At 62.2% G+C, this 17525-nt stretch carries 13 protein-coding genes; 11 read left to right on the forward strand and 2 right to left on the reverse strand.

The window, feature by feature from the left end:
* Window positions 1-55 precede the first annotated feature (55 nt).
* The 4 genes from ATN84_RS06690 to ATN84_RS06705 all read left to right on the forward strand — a co-directional run bounded on the left by ATN84_RS06690 (window position 56) and on the right by ATN84_RS06705 (window position 2480).
* Entirely contained in the window at window positions 56-826 is a 771-nt protein-coding gene (locus ATN84_RS06690) for a ComF family protein (RefSeq protein ID WP_068880725.1), read from the forward strand.
* Between the two features lie 68 nt (window positions 827-894).
* Window positions 895-1161, forward strand: coding sequence for a glutaredoxin 3 (gene grxC, locus ATN84_RS06695; protein ID WP_068880726.1), 267 nt, complete (start codon window positions 895-897; stop codon window positions 1159-1161).
* 12 nt (window positions 1162-1173) lie between these two features.
* A complete protein-coding gene (locus tag ATN84_RS06700) occupies window positions 1174-2058 on the forward strand; it encodes a carbon-nitrogen hydrolase family protein (protein WP_068880727.1) in 885 nt (294 codons plus the stop codon).
* A complete protein-coding gene (locus ATN84_RS06705) occupies window positions 2055-2480 on the forward strand; it encodes a DUF1178 family protein (RefSeq protein WP_068880728.1) in 426 nt (141 codons plus the stop codon). The genes ATN84_RS06700 and ATN84_RS06705 overlap by 4 nt, the downstream gene beginning before the upstream one ends.
* A gap of 106 nt (window positions 2481-2586) precedes the next feature.
* Here the strand turns inward: ATN84_RS06705 and ubiG are convergent, their stop codons facing one another.
* Entirely contained in the window at window positions 2587-3336 is a 750-nt protein-coding gene (gene ubiG / locus ATN84_RS06710; protein WP_068880729.1) for a bifunctional 2-polyprenyl-6-hydroxyphenol methylase/3-demethylubiquinol 3-O-methyltransferase UbiG, read from the reverse strand.
* A 165-nt stretch (window positions 3337-3501) separates the two neighbouring features.
* Here ubiG and ATN84_RS06715 point away from each other — a divergent pair, with 165 nt between their 5' ends.
* The 7 genes from ATN84_RS06715 to ATN84_RS06745 all read left to right on the forward strand — a co-directional run bounded on the left by ATN84_RS06715 (window position 3502) and on the right by ATN84_RS06745 (window position 14831).
* Complete coding sequence (locus tag ATN84_RS06715) at window positions 3502-4755, forward strand: aspartate kinase (RefSeq protein ID WP_068880730.1); 1254 nt, start codon at window positions 3502-3504, stop codon at window positions 4753-4755.
* 139 nt (window positions 4756-4894) lie between these two features.
* A complete protein-coding gene (ptsP, locus tag ATN84_RS06720) occupies window positions 4895-7165 on the forward strand; it encodes a phosphoenolpyruvate--protein phosphotransferase (protein WP_068880731.1) in 2271 nt (756 codons plus the stop codon).
* A 158-nt stretch (window positions 7166-7323) separates the two neighbouring features.
* Window positions 7324-8403, forward strand: coding sequence for a peptide chain release factor 1 (gene prfA / locus ATN84_RS06725; RefSeq protein ID WP_068880732.1), 1080 nt, complete (start codon window positions 7324-7326; stop codon window positions 8401-8403).
* The gene (gene prmC, locus ATN84_RS06730) at window positions 8403-9263 is read left to right on the forward strand and encodes a peptide chain release factor N(5)-glutamine methyltransferase (protein ID WP_068880733.1); all 861 of its coding nucleotides are present in this window, start codon (window positions 8403-8405) and stop codon (window positions 9261-9263) included. The genes prfA and prmC overlap by 1 nt, the downstream gene beginning before the upstream one ends.
* A gap of 302 nt (window positions 9264-9565) precedes the next feature.
* Window positions 9566-10363: a DUF4167 domain-containing protein gene (locus tag ATN84_RS06735; RefSeq protein ID WP_068880734.1), complete on the forward strand. Its 798-nt coding sequence runs from the start codon at window positions 9566-9568 to the stop codon at window positions 10361-10363.
* 219 nt (window positions 10364-10582) lie between these two features.
* The gene (gene clpB, locus ATN84_RS06740) at window positions 10583-13186 is read left to right on the forward strand and encodes an ATP-dependent chaperone ClpB (RefSeq protein WP_068880735.1); all 2604 of its coding nucleotides are present in this window, start codon (window positions 10583-10585) and stop codon (window positions 13184-13186) included.
* Between the two features lie 205 nt (window positions 13187-13391).
* Window positions 13392-14831, forward strand: a complete 1440-nt coding sequence (locus tag ATN84_RS06745; RefSeq protein WP_153020137.1) for a L,D-transpeptidase — start codon at window positions 13392-13394, stop codon at window positions 14829-14831.
* Window positions 14832-14887: 56 nt separating this feature from the next.
* Here ATN84_RS06745 and ATN84_RS06750 read toward each other — a convergent pair whose 3' ends face one another.
* Entirely contained in the window at window positions 14888-16846 is a 1959-nt protein-coding gene (locus ATN84_RS06750; protein WP_068880737.1) for a M23 family metallopeptidase, read from the reverse strand.
* Between the last annotated feature and the right edge of the window lie 679 nt (window positions 16847-17525).

The following is a 17525-nucleotide window of genomic DNA, read 5'->3' on the forward strand; positions in this document are numbered from 1 at the left end:
GCACGTTACAGCGTGCGTGACGAGCACTAAATGCGTCCGAACGGGGGCGATTGCAATGGACGATGGGGGGCAAGGGCGGACGAACGGCGCGCGCGGGATCGCCGCGCGTCTGGCTGCGCAGGTGTCAGGCCTGCTGTTTCCGCCGCAATGCGCCGGCTGCGGTCGCGAAGTGGCTGATCCGGGAACCGTCTGCGGCCGGTGCTGGTCGCATCTGCGCTTCATCGATCGGCCCTATTGTGCGGTGATGGGCACGCCCTTCGCCCATGATCTCGGCGAGAATTTCCTGTCGGCCGAGGCGATCGCCGATCCACCGCCTTTTCGCCGCGCGCGGGCGGCGGTCATCCATGACGGCATTCCCAGGCGGATGATCGTCGGGCTCAAATATCACGACCAGACCAACCTCGCGCCATGGATGGCGAAATGGATGGTGCGCGCCGGCGGCGAGATGATCGCGGATTGCGACGTCATCGTGCCGGTGCCGCTGCATCCGCTTCGCTTCTGGTCACGGCGCTTCAACCAGGCGGCAGAGCTTGCCCGCGCCGTTGCCCGGATATCGGAGAAGCCGCTTGAACCGGAGGCACTCATCCGCGTCAAGCGTACCCGCCAGCAGGTCGGCCTGCTCGCCACGGAACGGCAGCGCAATGTGAGCGGCGCTTTCCGGGTTCCGCAAGGCGAGGAGATCAAGGTCCGGGGCCGAAACATCCTTCTGGTCGATGATGTTTATACGACGGGCGCGACAGTGAAGGCGGCAACCAGGGCGCTCATGCGTGCCCGCGCGGCTTCAGTGGATGTGCTTACCTTCAGCCGGGTTCTGCCTGATATGTGATGTTAGCCGGGGGCTTCCGGCAAGGGCTGGCGGCGCTTATATAAGCCTAAAGCAATTTGGAGAACTCCATGGTTGATGTGACGATCTATACGCGCCAGATGTGCGGCTTCTGCACAGCGGCCAAGCGCCTGCTCGAACAGAAGGGCGCGACCTATACCGAGCATGATGCAACGGTGAAACCCGAATACCGCCAGGAAATGATTCAGCGGTCGGGTCGGATGACGTTTCCGCAGGTCTTTGTCGGCGACGTTCACGTCGGCGGTTGCGACGATCTCTATGCGCTGGAGCGCGAAGGCCGCCTCGACAATCTTCTGAATACAGGTGAACTGGTTTAAGGAATTGACGTCATGAGCATTTTCCGCGCCGCCGCCATCCAGATGCGCTCGGGGACCGACCCGCAGGCCAATATCGCCGTTCTCGAACGCCTCGTCGGCGAGGCCGCCGCAAAGGGTGCGGTCTATGTGCAGACGCCCGAGATGACCGGCGCGGTTCAGCGCAGCCGCGAAGGGCTTGCTGCCGTGCTGCGCGACGAGGAAAATGATCTCGTCGTCCGGGCGGCGTCGCGGCTCGCGGCGCAGCATGGCATTCATCTGCATATCGGCTCGACGGCGATCGCGGTCGAGGGCGGCAAGATCGCCAACCGCGCCTTTCTGCTCGGCCCAGACGGGAAGAAGATCGCTTCTTACGATAAGATCCACATGTTCGACGTCGATCTCGACAATGGCGAGAGCTGGCGGGAATCAGCGGTCTATGCGGCGGGCAATGACACGGTCATTGCCGATCTGCCCTTTGGGCGGATGGGACTTGCGATCTGCTACGACATTCGCTTTCCGCAGCTTTTCCGGGCGCAGGCGGAGGTGGGCGCCTCGGTCCTGACGGCGCCGGCCGCCTTCACCCGGCAGACGGGCGAGGCGCACTGGCATGTCCTGCAGCGCGCCCGCGCCATAGAAAACGGCGCATTCGTGATCTCCGCCGCGCAGGGCGGGCTGCACGAGGACGGGCGCGAAACTTACGGTCATTCGCTGATCGTCTCCCCATGGGGCGAGGTTCTTGCCGAGGCCGATCATGACGAGCCGGCAGTAATCGTCGCCGATATCGATACGGCGGAGAGCGCGGCGGCGCGGCGCAAGGTGCCCAACCTCAAAAATGCACGCCCCTTCGGCGTTCGTGTCGCGGGCGGCGAGGCAGCTCCGAAGGCAGGCGAAAAGAAGGAGAGTATCGCGGCGTCATGATCCACTTCACGCTTCTTTGCGATCAGGAACACGAGTTCGAGGGCTGGTTCCGCAACAACGAGGATTATGAGAGCCAGACGGCGCGCAATCTCGTCTCCTGTCCGGTATGCGGTTCGCCGAAGGTCGGCAAGGCGCTGATGGCGCCCTCCGTCTCGACTTCGCGAACGAAGGAGAAGATCGCCGTCGGCATGGGCGAGGCTGAGCGCAAACTCATCGAGCAGATGCGCGAATTGAGCCAGAAGGTGCGCGAGAACGCCGATTACGTCGGCGACAAATTCGCCGAGGAGGCGCGCAAGATCCATTTCGGCGAAACCGATCCCCGCGGCATCTATGGCGAGGCGACACGAGAGGAAGTGACGTCGCTGGTCGAAGACGGCGTCGAGATCATGCCGCTGCCGGTTTTTCCGGAGGATAGGAATTAGGGGGTAAGGGAATAGGGGAATAGGATAGACCTTCTCAAAGGAATCAGGTCCGTTTCCCTTACTCCCTTACTCCCTTACTCCCTTACTCCCTTACTCCCTTACTCCCTTACTCCCTTATTTTCCGCGCCAGCACCATGTAGTTGACGTCCATATCCCGTGAGCGGTTCCAGCTATCCGTCAGCGGGTTATAGGTCACGCCCTGGCGATCGATGATCTTCAGGCCGGCTGAGTTGAGAGCCTTTTCCAGCTCTTCCGGGCGCACCAGCTTCTCATATTGATGTGTGCCGCGCGGCAGCCAGCGCAGGACATATTCCGCGCCAATGATCGCCAGCCCCAGCGCCTTCAGCGTGCGGTTTATCGTGGCGACGAACATCAGTCCGTCAGGCTTCACCATCTCACCGCAAGCGGAAAGGAAGAGATCGACATTGGCGACATGCTCGACCACCTCCATGTTTAGGACGACATCGAACTTCTCACCAGCCTCCGCCAGCGCCTCCGCCGTGGTGGCGCGGTAATCGATGTCGAGCCCTGTTTCGGCTGCATGGATTTTCGCCACCTCGATATTGGTCTCGGAGGCATCCGCCCCGACGACTGTCGCGCCCAGCCGCGCCATCGGCTCGCAGAGCAGGCCGCCGCCGCAGCCTATATCGAGCAGACGCAGCCCTTCCAGCGGGCGGGGAGCCAGCGGATCGCGCCCGAAGGCGGCGCAGATCTCCTCCTTGATATAGGTGAGGCGCGTCGGATTGAACTTGTGCAGCGGCCGGAACTTTCCCTCAGGATTCCACCATTCGGCGGCGATCCGCGAGAAGCGCTCGACTTCGGCGGAATCAATGGTGGTGCGGGCGGTCTCGGCCATGGCGATTTCCTTCCTGTCATTCGTGGAGTCGGCTGCGCTCGCGGCAAAGTCAAGCCGTCTGCTTGCGGTTTCTTCGCATTTTGGCTATGTGACGCGCGGTTCCTCTGCCGGGCAATCTGGCAGAGAATGGTAGCAATTCTCAAGCCTCTCGGGACAAATCCTAAAATGGCGCGCATCGTGATGAAATTCGGCGGCACCTCGGTGGCCGATATCGACCGCATCAGGAATGTGGCGCGTCACGTCAAACGCGAGGTCGAGGCGGGCAACGAGGTGGCCGTCGTCGTCTCGGCGATGGCGGGCAAGACCAACGAGCTCGTCGCCTGGACGCGGACCGCATCGCCGATGCACGACGCGCGCGAATATGACGCCGTGGTTGCCTCGGGCGAGCAGGTGACGGCGGGGCTGCTCGCGATCGTCCTGCAATCGATGGGCATTCACGCTCGTTCCTGGCAGGGCTGGCAGATACCGATCCGCACCGACAATGCACATGGCGCGGCGCGCATCACCGATATCGACGGCTCTTTCCTGGTGAAGCGTTTCGGCGAGGGGCAGGTGGCTGTCATCGCCGGCTTCCAGGGGCTCGGGCCCGACAACCGCATCGCGACGCTGGGGCGCGGCGGTTCGGACACCAGCGCGGTGGCGATCGCGGCGGCGATCGGGGCGGATCGCTGCGATATCTACACGGATGTCGACGGCGTCTACACCACCGATCCGCGCGTCGAACCAAAGGCGCGCCGCCTCGCCAGGATATCCTTCGAGGAAATGCTGGAGATGGCGTCGCTCGGCGCCAAGGTGCTGCAGGTTCGCTCCGTCGAGCTTGCCATGGTACACAAGGTGCGCACGTTTGTGCGCTCCAGTTTCGAGGACCCCGATGCGCCGGGCATGGGTGATCCGATCAATCCGCCCGGAACGCTCATTTGCGACGAGGAAGAAATCGTGGAACAGCAGGTCGTCACCGGTATCGCCTATGCGAAGGACGAAGCGCAGATCTCGCTGAGACGGGTTGCCGACAGGCCGGGCGTATCGGCGGCGATTTTCGGGCCGCTGGCCGAGTCGCACATCAATGTCGACATGATCGTGCAGAACGTCTCCGAGGACGGCTCGAAGACGGACATGACCTTCACCGTGCCGACCGGCGATCTCGACAAGGCGGTCGCCGTTCTGGAAAAAGTGAAGCCGGAAGTCGGTTTCGATGCGATCCAGTCGGAAGCGGGGCTCGTCAAGGTTTCGGTCATCGGTATCGGCATGCGCAGCCATGCGGGCGTGGCGGCCACCGCCTTCCGGGCGCTTGCTGATAAAGGCATCAACATCCGCGCCATCACCACGTCGGAAATCAAGATCTCGATCCTCATCGACGGCCCCTATGCGGAGCTCGCCGTCCGTACGCTCCACTCGGTATACGGGCTCGACAAACATTAATGCACGCGCGGGACTTAAAGCCCTAGACGCATGCAATAAAAATGCCCACAAAGGATGAGCCGGAACGTGTTCCGGCTCTGGCTAGAATCGTTCGACCGCTGTCCGCGGGTCGGCGGCATGAAGGAGCAATCGACTGTCCATGCGTGAGCTGACCACTGGTCCCCGCGTCCTGCTCAGGCGTCTGCGCGAATTGATGGCGGAGCCGCTCGAGCCGCAGGAGCGGCTCGACCGGATCGTGCGCGAGATCGCGCAGAACATGGTCGCTGAAGTCTGCTCCTTCTACGTGCTGCGCTCCGACGGCGTACTTGAACTCTATGCCACGGAAGGCCTCAACCCGCAGGCAGTGCATCTGGCGCAATTGCGTCTCGGCCAGGGTCTGGTCGGCACCATCGCGGCCAGCGCGCGGCCGCTTAACCTGACCGATGCGCAGACGCATCCGGCCTTCACCTATCTGCCGGAGACGGGCGAGGAGGTCTATAATTCCTTCCTCGGCGTGCCAATCCTGCGCGCCGGCCGCACGCTTGGCGTGCTCGTCGTGCAGAACCGCACCAAGCGGGCCTATCGCGACGACGAGCTGGAGGCGCTCGAAACCACTGCCATGGTTCTGGCCGAAATGATCGCTACGGGTGACCTCACCAGGCTGACGAGGCCTGGCGTCGAACTCGATCTTGGCAGGCCGATGAGTTTTTCCGGCATTTCGCTCAATGATGGCGTCGGTCTCGGCCATGTCGTGCTGCACGAGCCGCGCATCGTCGTCACTAATCTCTTCAACGAGGATTCGCAGCGCGAGCTGGACCGGTTGCAGGAGGCAATCGGTTCACTGCGCATCTCGATCGATGACATGCTGTCGCGCCGCGACGTGGCGGTGGAGGGCGAGCACCGCGCCGTGCTCGAGGCCTATCGCATGTTCGCGCATGACCGCGGCTGGGTGCGGCGCCTGGAGGAAGCCATCCTCAACGGTCTGACGGCGGAAGCGGCGGTGGAGAAGGTGCAGAGCGACACCCGTGCGCGCATGATGCATCTGACCGATCCCTATATGCGCGAACGCCTGAGCGATTTCGACGATCTCGCCAACCGGCTCTTACGCCAGCTGATGGGACGCGACATCAAGACGGTGGCCGAATCGTTGGTCAAGGATGCGATCATCATCGCCCGTTCGATGGGCGCGGCGGAACTTCTCGATTATCCGCGCGAGCGGCTGCGCGGCCTGGTGCTGGAAGACGGGGCGCCGACGAGCCATGTGGTCATCGTCGCCCGGGCCATGGGCATTCCGGTCGTGGGGCAGGTCAAGGGCGTCGTCTCCATGGCGGAGAACAATGACGCGGCGATTGTCGACGGCGACGACGGCAAGGTGCATCTGCGCCCACAGTCGGACATCGAATCGGCTTATGCGGAGAAGGTGCGCTTCCGGGCCAAGCGGCAGGCGCTCTACCGCGAATTGCGCGACAAGCCGGCGATCACCAGGGACGGCGTCGAAGTCTCGCTTCTGATGAATGCAGGGCTTCTGGTCGATCTGCCGCAACTGGCCGAATCGGGCGCGGCCGGTATCGGCCTCTTCCGCACCGAGCTGCAGTTCATGGTTGCCTCGACCTTCCCGCGCGCCGAGCAGCAGGAGCGTCTCTACCGTTCGGTGCTGGATGCCGCCGGCGACCGTCCGGTGACCTTCCGCACGCTCGATATCGGCGGGGACAAGGTGCTGCCTTATTTCCGCAATTCGGGTCCCGAGGAAAACCCGGCGATGGGTTGGCGCGCGATCCGTCTGACGCTCGACCGTCCCGGCCTGCTGCGCACGCAGCTCAGGGCGCTCTTGAAGGCTGCCGGTGGGCGTGAATTGCGCATGATGCTGCCGATGGTGACCGAGGTTGCCGAAATCCGCGCCGCACGCGATATCATCGAGCGCGAGGTGCGGCATCTCTCGCGTTTCGCCTACAGCCTGCCGACGCGCCTGCAACTCGGAGCGATGATCGAGGTACCGTCGCTGCTCTGGCAGCTCGACGAGTTGATGTCGGTGGTGGATTTCGTCTCGGTCGGATCGAACGATCTTTTCCAGTTCATCATGGCGGTGGATCGCGGCAATTCGATCATCTCCAACCGCTTCGATCAGCTGTCGCCGCCGTTCCTGCGGGTGCTCCGGCAGATCGTCGAAGCGGGCGAGCGTAACGGTACGCCGGTGACGCTGTGCGGCGAAATGGCCGGCAGGCCTCTGACCGCCATGACGTTGATCGGCCTCGGCTTCAGGCATATATCGATGTCGCCAGCCGCAGTCGGCCCGGTGAAGGCCATGCTCGGCGCGCTCGATGCGACAAGGCTCAACGGGCTTCTTCTCGAGGCGCTCAACAAGCCGAACGGCTCTCACTCTTTACGCGAAGTCCTGACGGGCTTTGCCGAAGATAGCGGCATACCGCTGTAGCTGGGCTGATATTCAGGTGAAGGTTGGCTGTCGTGCCGTCATTCTCGGGCTTGTCCCGAGAATCTACGACGAGGAAGAGAAAAGCAATTACCGTAGCAACAGATTATGCCGTGGTAGATTCTCGGGACAAGCCCGAGAATGCCGGCAGAGGGAATTGAATGATCGCATTGCCGCAGGACCGGATGGACCAACTCCTGAAGCGTTTCTCGCTGATCGAGACGCAGATGGCGGGGAATCCGGATTCCGATACTTATGTAAAACTTGCTTCCGAATATGCCGAGCTGGAAGAGGTCGTGACGAAAATCCGCGCGCTCGTCGCTGCGCGTCAGGAAGCGATCGACCTCATTGCCATGCGCGATGATTCATCGGTCGATGCCGAGATGCGGGCGCTGGCGACGAGCGAGCTACCTGATGTGGAAGAGCGCATCGAGGCCCTCGAACACGAGGTGCAGATTCTGCTCCTGCCGAAGGACGCGGCGGACGAAAAGAGCGCCATCCTCGAAATCCGCGCCGGAACTGGCGGCTCGGAGGCAGCGCTCTTTGCAGGCGATCTGTTCCGCATGTATGAACGCTATGCTTCGCTCAAGGGCTGGCGCGTGGAGATCGTCTCGGCGAGCGAAGGAGAGGCGGGCGGCTACAAGGAAATCATCGCGACGGTTTCGGGGCGCGGCGTTTTTTCCAAGCTGAAATTCGAATCAGGCGTGCATCGCGTGCAGCGCGTGCCGGAAACGGAGGCGAGCGGCCGCATCCATACCTCGGCCGCTACCGTCGCCGTGCTGCCGGAGGCGGAGGATATCGATATCGACATCCGCGCGGAAGATATCCGCGTCGATACGATGCGGGCGTCCGGATCGGGCGGGCAGCATGTCAATACCACCGATTCAGCGGTGCGCATCACCCATATCCCGACCGGCATCATGGTGGTGCAGGCGGAAAAATCGCAGCACCAGAACAGGGCGCGGGCCATGCAGATCCTGCGCGCCCGGCTCTTCGACATGGAACGGCAGCGTGCCGACAGCGAGCGCTCGGCGGCGCGGCGCAGCCAGGTCGGCTCGGGCGATCGGTCGGAACGCATCCGCACCTATAATTTTCCGCAGGGGCGCGTCACCGATCACCGGATCAATCTGACGCTCTACAAGCTAGACCGGATCATGGAAGGCGAGCTCGATGAGCTGGTCGATGCGCTGATTTCGGATTATCAGACCGCCCTTCTCGCCGAGATGGGCGAAAACGCCTGATGGGCGGCGAGGCGCTTGCCGCGCTGCATGGCCGGGCGCGCAAGGTTTTGCGCGAGGCGGGGATCGCCACGCCGGAGATCGATGCCCGGCTTCTCGTCGAGTGGGCGACGGGTACGACCCGGCTCGACGCGTTGAGCAGGCCTGAACGAATCATTCCAAGCGATGCGGTCGGGACACTGGATAGGGCGATCGAGCGGCGGCTCAAGGGGGAGCCGGTATACCGGATCATGGGGGAGCGTTCGTTCTATGGCCTGGGATTCCGGCTTTCGCCCGAAACGCTCGAACCGCGCCCCGATACGGAAACGCTGGTCGACCTGGTTCTGCCGTTCCTGAAGCAACGGGTCGCCGAGAACGGTGTCGCCGATGTGATCGATCTCGGAACCGGGACCGGAGCCATCGCGATCGCGCTTTTGAGCCAGCTGGAGGGTTTACGCGCTGTCGGCGTCGATATCGCGCCGGGGGCGCTTGCCATTGCGCGGGAGAATGCGCTCGCTGCCGGCGTATCCAGGCGTTTCGCCGCGCTCCGGAGCGACTGGTTCGCAGCGGTCACGGGCAAATTCGATCTGATCGTCTCAAATCCGCCCTATATTCCACGGCATGTCATCGCTACGCTCGATAGGGAGGTGCGGGAGCATGATCCGCTTCTGGCGCTGGACGGAGGCGAGGACGGACTTGATTTTTACAAGGCCCTTGCAAGCGGCAGCGGTTATCACCTATATGAAGGGGGTGCAGTTGGCGTCGAGATCGGCGCAGGGCAGTTGCCCGACGTGGAAAGCATCTTTGCGAAGCACGGTTTTCGACTGATCGAAATCTCGCGGGATCTCAGTGGACACGAGCGCGCGCTTCTTTTCAGGCTTTGAGTTTTTGATTACCAAGAGCGCCAAAAAAAGCTTGGAATTTATGGAGAAGGCAGTTAGTTTCCACGCACCGTATAAAGCCAAGCAGGCTTTTGTTCCGCGTATCGCCAGGGCGGTAAATCTGCTTTGTGGTGTTTAACACCGTTACTCCTGTCGGAGTGGTTCGTACGGCAGCACGCAACTTTTAGAGATCTTTTATACGATGGTAGTGCGGGGCGCGCTCCAGTTCGTCACATAACCAGCGAGACCCAAAGGCCAATTCGGGCCATGGGGATCTGCGCCCCTTAATCTGAAAAGAGAAGAGTATGAGGCCAGGACAGCAGAACAGGCGCATGCGTGGACGGGGGAACAATAACCGCAAGGGGCCTAACCCGCTATCACGCAATTACGAGAGCAACGGACCCGATGTGAAGATCAGGGGCAACGCCCAGCACATCGCGGAAAAATACGCGACGTTGGCGCGGGACGCCCAGGCTTCCGGCGATCGTGTCATGGCCGAGAACTATCTCCAGCATGCCGAACATTATAACCGCATCATCATGGCGGCACAGGCTCAGGCGCCCGTGCAGTTCCAGCGCGAAGATGTCTTTGATGACGACGCGGGTGACGACGAGGACGGTTTCGAGCAGCCGACAGTCGCGGCGGCGCCCAAGCCGGTCAATGGCAGCGGGCCGCAGCCTGTGATCGAAGGCACACCGGCCGAAGTCGTCTATGGCGAAGACGGCGCTGAAACCCAGAAGCAGCCTGCGGATCGCGGGCGCGGCCAGGGCCGCAGCCAGAACCGCCAGCGCCGCCCGCGCAACGAACGCGCCGAAGCAGCGCCCGCTGCGGCAGAGGGCGAGGTGGAGGTCAAGGCTGAGGCTGCGCAGCAGGCCGCGGCTCCGGCTTCTGATGAAGCTCCCGTCGTGGCCAATGGTGCGGCTCATGGCGAAGCCGAGGCGGCGCCTGCCGCGGAACCTCGCCGCCCGCGCCGCCAGGCCCGTCCGCGCCGCACGGCAAGTGCGGCTGCCGATGAAAGCGGCAACGGTGCTGCCGGGGATAATGATGCACCAAAGGCAGCGGAGGCTCCAGCGGCCCGCGTCGAGGCAGGCTCCGACGCTTGATTGAACCGGATCCTTTCTGAATTCTTGCCGAACGGCGCGGGATAATACCCGCGCCGTTCGTCTTTTATTATTTTATTTCTGCTTCCCTTGTTCCCGTCTTGCGGGTTCTGGGCGCCTTTCCCATATCACCAGGGACAATGGACTCGCCTAGAAAGGGAGTTCGTCACCAATGCCTTCGCCGGCGCCTTACAGATGGGCCGGGAAGAAAAGGAGACAGATATGGATATTGAAAAGTATTCGGAACGCGTGCGCGGATTCATCCAGGCCGCACAGACCTTCGCGCTTTCCCAGAACAACCAGCAGTTCACGCCGGAACATCTGCTCAAGGTTCTTGTCGATGATGATGAGGGGCTTGCCACCTCGCTGATCGAGCGAGCCGGCGGACGGATCGCCGATGTGCGCCTCGGCCTGCAGGCCGCACTCGATGCGCTGCCGAAAGTCACGGGTGGCAACGACCAGCTTTACCTGTCGCAACCCCTGGCGAAGGTTTTCTCCACGGCCGAGGAGCTTGCCAAGAAGGCCGGCGACAGCTTCGTCACCGTCGAGCGTCTGCTGACGGCGTTGGCAATCGAGAAATCGGCGAAGACGTCCGACATCCTTGCGCGCGCCGGCGTCACCGCCACGGGGCTCAACCAGGCCATCAACGATATCCGCAAAGGGCGGACTGCCGATTCGGCTTCGGCCGAGAGCGGTTATGACGCGCTGAAGAAGTACGCGCGGGATTTGACGGCTGACGCCCGCGCGGGCAAGCTCGATCCGGTCATCGGCCGTGACGACGAGATCCGCCGCACCATCCAGGTGCTGTCGCGCCGCACCAAGAACAATCCGGTGCTGATCGGCGAGCCGGGCGTTGGCAAGACGGCCATCGCCGAAGGGCTGGCCCTGCGCATCGTCAATGGCGATGTGCCCGAATCGCTGAAGGACAAGCAGCTGATGGCGCTCGACATGGGCGCGCTGATCGCCGGGGCGAAATATCGCGGCGAATTCGAGGAGCGGCTGAAAGCCGTGCTTTCGGAAGTCCAGTCGGCGGCGGGCCAGATCATCCTCTTCATCGATGAAATGCATACGCTGGTCGGCGCGGGCAAGGCGGATGGCGCCATGGATGCCTCGAACCTGTTGAAGCCGGCGCTGGCGCGCGGCGAGCTGCACTGCATCGGCGCGACGACGCTCGACGAATACCGCAAATATGTGGAAAAGGACGCAGCACTCGCCCGCCGGTTCCAGCCGGTCTTCGTCGACGAGCCCAGCGTGGACGACACAATCTCCATCCTGCGCGGCCTGAAGGAGAAATACGAGCAGCACCATAAGGTACGCGTCTCCGATTCGGCGCTGGTCGCGGCGGCGACGCTGGCGAATCGCTATATCTCCGACCGTTTCCTGCCCGACAAGGCCATCGACCTCGTCGACGAGGCGGCATCGCGGCTCAGGATGCAGGTCGATTCGAAGCCGGAAGAGCTCGACGAGATCGATCGCCGCATCATGCAGCTCAAGATCGAGCGTGAGGCCCTGAAGAACGAGAAGGATGCGGCCTCGAAGGATCGTCTTGAAAAGTTGGAAAAGGAACTCGCCGATCTCGAAGAGGAATCGGCGCGCCTGACCAGCGCATGGCAGGCGGAGAAGCAGAAGCTCGGCCTTGCCGCGGACCTCAAGAAACAGCTGGACGAAGCACGAAACGAGCTCGCCATCGCCCAGCGCAGCGGTGAATTCCAGAAGGCCGGCGAACTGGCGTATGGGAAGATCCCGCAGCTCGAAAAGCAGCTTGTCGAAGCCGAAAGCAGCGAGAACAAGGGATCGCTGCTCGAGGAGACCGTGAGTTCGGACCATGTCGCACAGGTCATTTCGCGGTGGACCGGCATTCCCGTCGACCGGATGCTGGAAGGCGAGCGCGAGAAGCTGTTGCGTATGGAAGACGAACTCGCCAAGCGGGTCGTCGGCCAGGGCGAGGCTGTACAGGCGGTCTCGAAGGCGGTCCGCCGCGCGCGCGCCGGCTTGCAGGATCCGAACCGCCCGATCGGCTCGTTCATTTTCCTTGGACCGACAGGCGTCGGCAAGACGGAACTGACCAAGGCTCTGGCCGCTTTCCTGTTCTCCGACGAGACCGCGATGGTGCGCATCGACATGTCGGAATATATGGAGAAGCACTCGGTAGCCCGGCTGATCGGCGCGCCTCCCGGCTATGTCGGTTATGAGGAAGGCGGTGCGCTGACGGAAGCGGTGCGCCGGCGGCCCTATCAGGTCATCCTCTTCGACGAGATCGAAAAGGCGCATCCGGATGTATTCAACGTGCTCCTCCAGGTGCTCGACGATGGGCGGCTGACCGATGGCCAGGGCCGTACGGTCGATTTCCGCAACACGGTGATCATCATGACCTCCAATCTCGGCGCGGAATATCTGGTCGGGCTCAGCGACGAGCAGGATGTGGAGAGCGTGCGCGACGAGGTGATGGCTGTGGTCCGCGCGGCCTTCCGTCCCGAGTTCCTCAACCGTGTCGACGAGATCATCCTGTTCCATCGGCTGAAGCGCAGCGAGATGGGCGCTATCGTCGATATCCAGTTGCAGCGGCTGCAGATGCTGCTGGCCGATCGCAAGATCAGGATCGAGATCGATGACGAGGCTCGCAACTGGCTGGCGCAGAAGGGCTATGATCCCGCCTATGGGGCGCGGCCTTTGAAGCGCGTCATCCAGAAGGAGGTTCAGGATCCGCTTGCCGAGCGCATCCTGCTGGGCGAGATACTGGACGGCTCGACGGTGAAGATCACAGCCGGTTCGGACAGGCTCAACTTCCGCGCCAAGGCATCGGCGAAGGCGGCGGAAGCCGCCTGACCCACTGACCACCGATCGAAAGTGGCCGCTCGATGGCACATTTGGATTCGGCGTATGAACCCGTGCATGCGTTCAAACGTTAAATTCGAGCCAACTGGCGGCCATTTTCATGTCCAGTTCATCTGGCACGCAGAGAATTCGGATAGGATCGTCGGGTAGACCGCGATTCGTTCACTTCTTCATGGTGTTGTCGTTCATGCCGAGCATTCCAACTCTGTTTCGTCTTGTATTGCTTGCTTCCGCAACGGGCGTGCTAATTCCGGTGCCTGGAGAGGCCGGGCAGATCGACGGGAAAGGCAGATCCGGGGAAAATCGCGAGGGCATCCAGCTGGCGCAGCTCTATGATCCCGGCGAGGAGGTTTATCGCGATAATCGCATCCGCATCTATATCGATCCGCGGGGGCGGCGAATCACGATGGACCGGCGCGGCCGCATTCTCTCGATCGAGGAGCCGGAGCGGGAATACCGGCGTGTGCGCCGCGTGCCCGCGCCCGAGGACAACTGGACGCTTGATGGCCCGGTCGACAGCGGGGCGCCCTATGATGGATTCGGCAACGTTCCAGAAGACCCTTATGCGCGCTATCCCGATGCCGCACCCCAGGACCCCTATTACGACGCCCCGCCTGTAGAGACCTATGATGGAAACCGCGACGGCCAGGTAGAGCGCTCGGAATTGCCGCCACCCGATGCCTCCGCTTCGCTCGGGGATGATTCGCGGCAGCTCGCCATCGAGCCGCCGGGCGCGGCGATGCCGTCGCCCGACGACATGGCTCCGGCAATCGAAATGCCGAAGGGCGAGAAAGCCAAGGAGCGGATCGCCGCCTATCAGGTGCTGCTCGACCGCGCGGGCGCCTCACCCGGTGTCATCGACGGGCGTGCGGGCAGCAATGTCGACAAGGCGGCCGCCGCCTATGGCGAGCTGACCGGCAAATATCTTGATCCCTCGAACGAGACGGCCATCAACGCCGAGCTGGAAGCGACGGGCGGACCGGCCTTCATCGAATATGCGATCACGTATGAGGATGTGGGCCGGCAATATGTGGCTTCGATCCCGGAGGATTATGCGCATAAGGCGCAGCTTCCGGCCATGGCCTATACATCGGTGATCGAGATGCTCGGCGAAAAATTCCATATCGACGAAGCCTATCTCAGAGAAATCAATCCGGGCGCGAACTTCAATCAGCCGGGTACGGTGATTCGCGTTCCCAATGTCGGCAAGCCGATTAACGCAAAGGTAGCGCGGATCATCGCCGACAAGCGGCGCAAGCAGGTGCGCGGCTATGACGAATCAGGGCGGCTGGTCGTCGCCTATCCCTCGACCATCGGTTCCTCCGACAATCCCTCGCCGTCGGGCATCGTCCAGGTCGAACGGATCGCGATCAATCCCAATTACACCTATAACCCGAAAATCAACTTCAAGCAGGGCAACAATGACAAGGTCCTGACCATCCCGCCGGGGCCGAACGGGCCGGTCGGCACGGTGTGGATCGCCCTGTCGAAACCAACTTACGGCATCCACGGCACGCCGGAGCCGTCGAAGATCGGCAAGACGTCCAGCCATGGATGCGTGCGCCTGACCAATTGGGACGCCCAGGAACTGGCAAAGCTGGTAAAACCCGGCGTGACGGTCGAATTCGAGGAGTGAGGAAGGGCCGCAGCGGCGGCCCCTCAAGCAGGCGAATCGGACCGAATCAGAAAGTGTCAGCCGTTGGCCGAACCGGTCGCAGCGAGCTTGGTGCCGTTATCCTTCTGATCATTCAGCAATTGATCGATGCGCTGGCGCTCGCGCTGAAAGGCCTCCAGCTCTTTGCCTTTCAGCGCCTTGTTGTCCGGCAGGCGGATGCGCATCGGGTCGACCTTGGTGCCGTTGACGATCAGCTCGTAATGGAGATGCGGCCCGGTGGAGAGGCCCGTCGAGCCGACATAGCCGATGACCTGTCCCTGGCGCACACGGGCACCGGCCGTTATTCCGCGGGCGATGGCGTTCTGGTGGGAGTAGCTCGACTCATAGCCGTTGGCGTGGCGAATGATGGTCTGGTTGCCATAACCATTGGTCCAACCCGCCCGCTCGACGACGCCGTTGCCCGACGCGATGATCGGCGTTCCGCGGGGCGCGGCCCAGTCGACACCCGTGTGCATTCTGAGATAGCCGAGGATCGGATGCCGGCGCATGCCGAAAGGAGAGCGGAAGATGCCATTGGGAACGGGATTGCGCAACAGGAACTGCTTGGCGCTCTTGCCGTTCTGGTCATAATAGTCGGTGGTGCCGTCTGGCGCCTGATAGCGATAGAATTTGCGGGTGGTTCCGCCGAATGTGGCGGCGACGTAGAGAATCTCGGAATCCTCGCCGGCCCGGTCGGAATCTTCCGGCAGCGAGAAGAAGGTCTCTATCTGATCGTTCGGCGTGACCGTTGCCTGGAGGTCCACGTCGGAAGCCAGCATCTTGACGAGCTGGTTGGTCATGGCCTCGGTCATGCCATAGGAAAGTGCGGCGCGGCAGATGCCGTCATAGACAGTCGGAAGATCACCGCGGATACGCGGCAACGGCGTGCTGCCGTCGAAGGCGGTGCGCAGCAGCGGCGTCATTTCCGGTTCGTCCGACGGCACATATTGCTCGCGATCGTCAAGCGCGACGGTCAACAGATGCGTCGTGCCGTTATAGATGCTGGCGCGGACGATCCGGTCCTGGTCGTTATGCGATACAACGCCGACGCGCAGCACGCTGCCAGCCTTCAGGCGCGGCGAGTTCATGAGTTTGGCCAGCGCCTCGGCCATTTCGGCCGCATTGGTGCCGTCATAGCCCGCCTTCGCCAGGCTATCGAGGATCGCATCGTCATTGCGGAAGGGAATCACCTCTTCCGAAAAACCGTCGCTCACCGCATCCGGGCCGGCACGCGGGGCAACACTGACATTTTCCTGAATGATGCGCACATCGAGCGGCGGGGTCAGCGAGTATGGTGATTCGCTGTTGCCGAAGCGCAGCGGGTCCACATAGTGCAGCGAAGCCACCTGCACGTCGCCGTCGGTAAGCAGCATGCCGGTATTGCGCACGACATTCTCGACCTCGTCGGCTGTGAGATCGGCGGAAGGATCGAATTCCGCTGTCGCCAGCGGGAAATCGACTGTTCGCAGGCTGACCTCGCTTTCCACCTTGGCGCCGTAGATCTGGCCGGTGTTGGCGGTCTGCACCGGTGGCGCGCCTTCTGAAAAGATAGCGAGCGCATTGAACGGCGGATATTTGCGGCTGCCGGGATGATCGGCGGCGAGCGCCATGCGTACATATTCGAAGGGCCGCGTACGAATGACCTCCCGCTCGCCGACCTTCTGCATGGTCGATACGTCGAAACGCCGCCGATCACGGTTCTTCTGTATGGTGGTGGTGGCGGCGACGCGGTCGCCTTTCGAGATGTCGCCGTCGGAATCAGGGCCCTGCATTTCGTTATGTGCGAGCAGCTCCGGCGGCGTCGCCAATTGCTCGCGCCCATTGAGGGCCGCGAAAAGTGCAACGCCCATAAGCATGCAGGAGGTGATGCCGGTCAGGAAGGTGCCGGCGAGCCAGCGGGCGGAAATCTCGCGGCGGTCCGGCGGTCCGCGTCGCCCATCGGTAATGAGCGGCGGCTCGTTGCCGGGATCTATCGTGTGCCGCTCGTATTCCTTCATCCTGTAAGCTGCCGGTCCTCTGGTCGTGCCGTATGTGCGAGCATGCCCGATCGCGCGCCGGCCAGTCCTATAGGCTGGAGAGATGAGGGCTCGCCCCGTGAGTGATCCCGAGTTTTGCCTGCCGCGGGCTTCGAAGTCAACGCGAAGCCGTGGACAGTGCGTTTTTCCCGGTCATACCCCACAATTTACCGAACACAGGTCCCGGACGCCGCATCGTTTCAATGGAGGAAGGGCTAGAAGTCGAATAGGGCAGGTTTGTGGCCCGGTCTTGCATCAGACCGCTTTGCACTTATATGTGAGTTCATCAGGGAAGCCCGCGCGGGATTTCCGGCGATCGGTTTCAGCGGGTATTGTCCCGGACAGTATCAACCGGAATTAACCAAATTCGCGACCTCGCATATATGCAGGTCTTGAATCGGGGCGTTTCGTCCCCATATTCACCCAATCACCGACATTCGCTTCCGTTGAACAGCATGGCTCTTGCACGCAGTGTGGTTCGTGCGACGGAAATATGACGGTAGCAGCCGCCTCCCGGGCGTCAATTTCCGGGTAAGGAATGGCTGGCGAATTTTTTTCGAAAATTCGCACAGAAGGCAGTTGACAGTTTTGCAGGTGTGGTCGTATATAGCGCCACAACGAGGGCGGCGGCGCCGCTGGCGACTGAAGAGTTCGCCCTTGT

Origin of the sequence: Paramesorhizobium deserti (genome assembly GCF_001558695.1) — a bacterium.
Lineage (GTDB): Bacteria > Pseudomonadota > Alphaproteobacteria > Rhizobiales > Rhizobiaceae > Paramesorhizobium > Paramesorhizobium deserti.

What these genes read in the sequence shown, in the direction of transcription:
- ATN84_RS06690 (WP_068880725.1), top strand. Translation starts at nt 56, where the DNA reads ATGGACGATGGGGGGCAAGGGCGGACGAACGGCGCGCGCGGGATCGCC.
- grxC (WP_068880726.1), top strand. Translation starts at nt 895, where the DNA reads ATGGTTGATGTGACGATCTATACGCGCCAGATGTGCGGCTTCTGCACA.
- ATN84_RS06700 (WP_068880727.1), top strand. Translation starts at nt 1,174, where the DNA reads ATGAGCATTTTCCGCGCCGCCGCCATCCAGATGCGCTCGGGGACCGAC.
- ATN84_RS06705 (WP_068880728.1), top strand. Translation starts at nt 2,055, where the DNA reads ATGATCCACTTCACGCTTCTTTGCGATCAGGAACACGAGTTCGAGGGC.
- ubiG (WP_068880729.1), bottom strand. Translation starts at nt 3,336, where the DNA reads ATGGCCGAGACCGCCCGCACCACCATTGATTCCGCCGAAGTCGAGCGC.
- ATN84_RS06715 (WP_068880730.1), top strand. Translation starts at nt 3,502, where the DNA reads ATGGCGCGCATCGTGATGAAATTCGGCGGCACCTCGGTGGCCGATATC.
- ptsP (WP_068880731.1), top strand. Translation starts at nt 4,895, where the DNA reads ATGCGTGAGCTGACCACTGGTCCCCGCGTCCTGCTCAGGCGTCTGCGC.
- prfA (WP_068880732.1), top strand. Translation starts at nt 7,324, where the DNA reads ATGATCGCATTGCCGCAGGACCGGATGGACCAACTCCTGAAGCGTTTC.
- prmC (WP_068880733.1), top strand. Translation starts at nt 8,403, where the DNA reads ATGGGCGGCGAGGCGCTTGCCGCGCTGCATGGCCGGGCGCGCAAGGTT.
- ATN84_RS06735 (WP_068880734.1), top strand. Translation starts at nt 9,566, where the DNA reads ATGAGGCCAGGACAGCAGAACAGGCGCATGCGTGGACGGGGGAACAAT.
- clpB (WP_068880735.1), top strand. Translation starts at nt 10,583, where the DNA reads ATGGATATTGAAAAGTATTCGGAACGCGTGCGCGGATTCATCCAGGCC.
- ATN84_RS06750 (WP_068880737.1), bottom strand. Translation starts at nt 16,846, where the DNA reads ATGAAGGAATACGAGCGGCACACGATAGATCCCGGCAACGAGCCGCCG.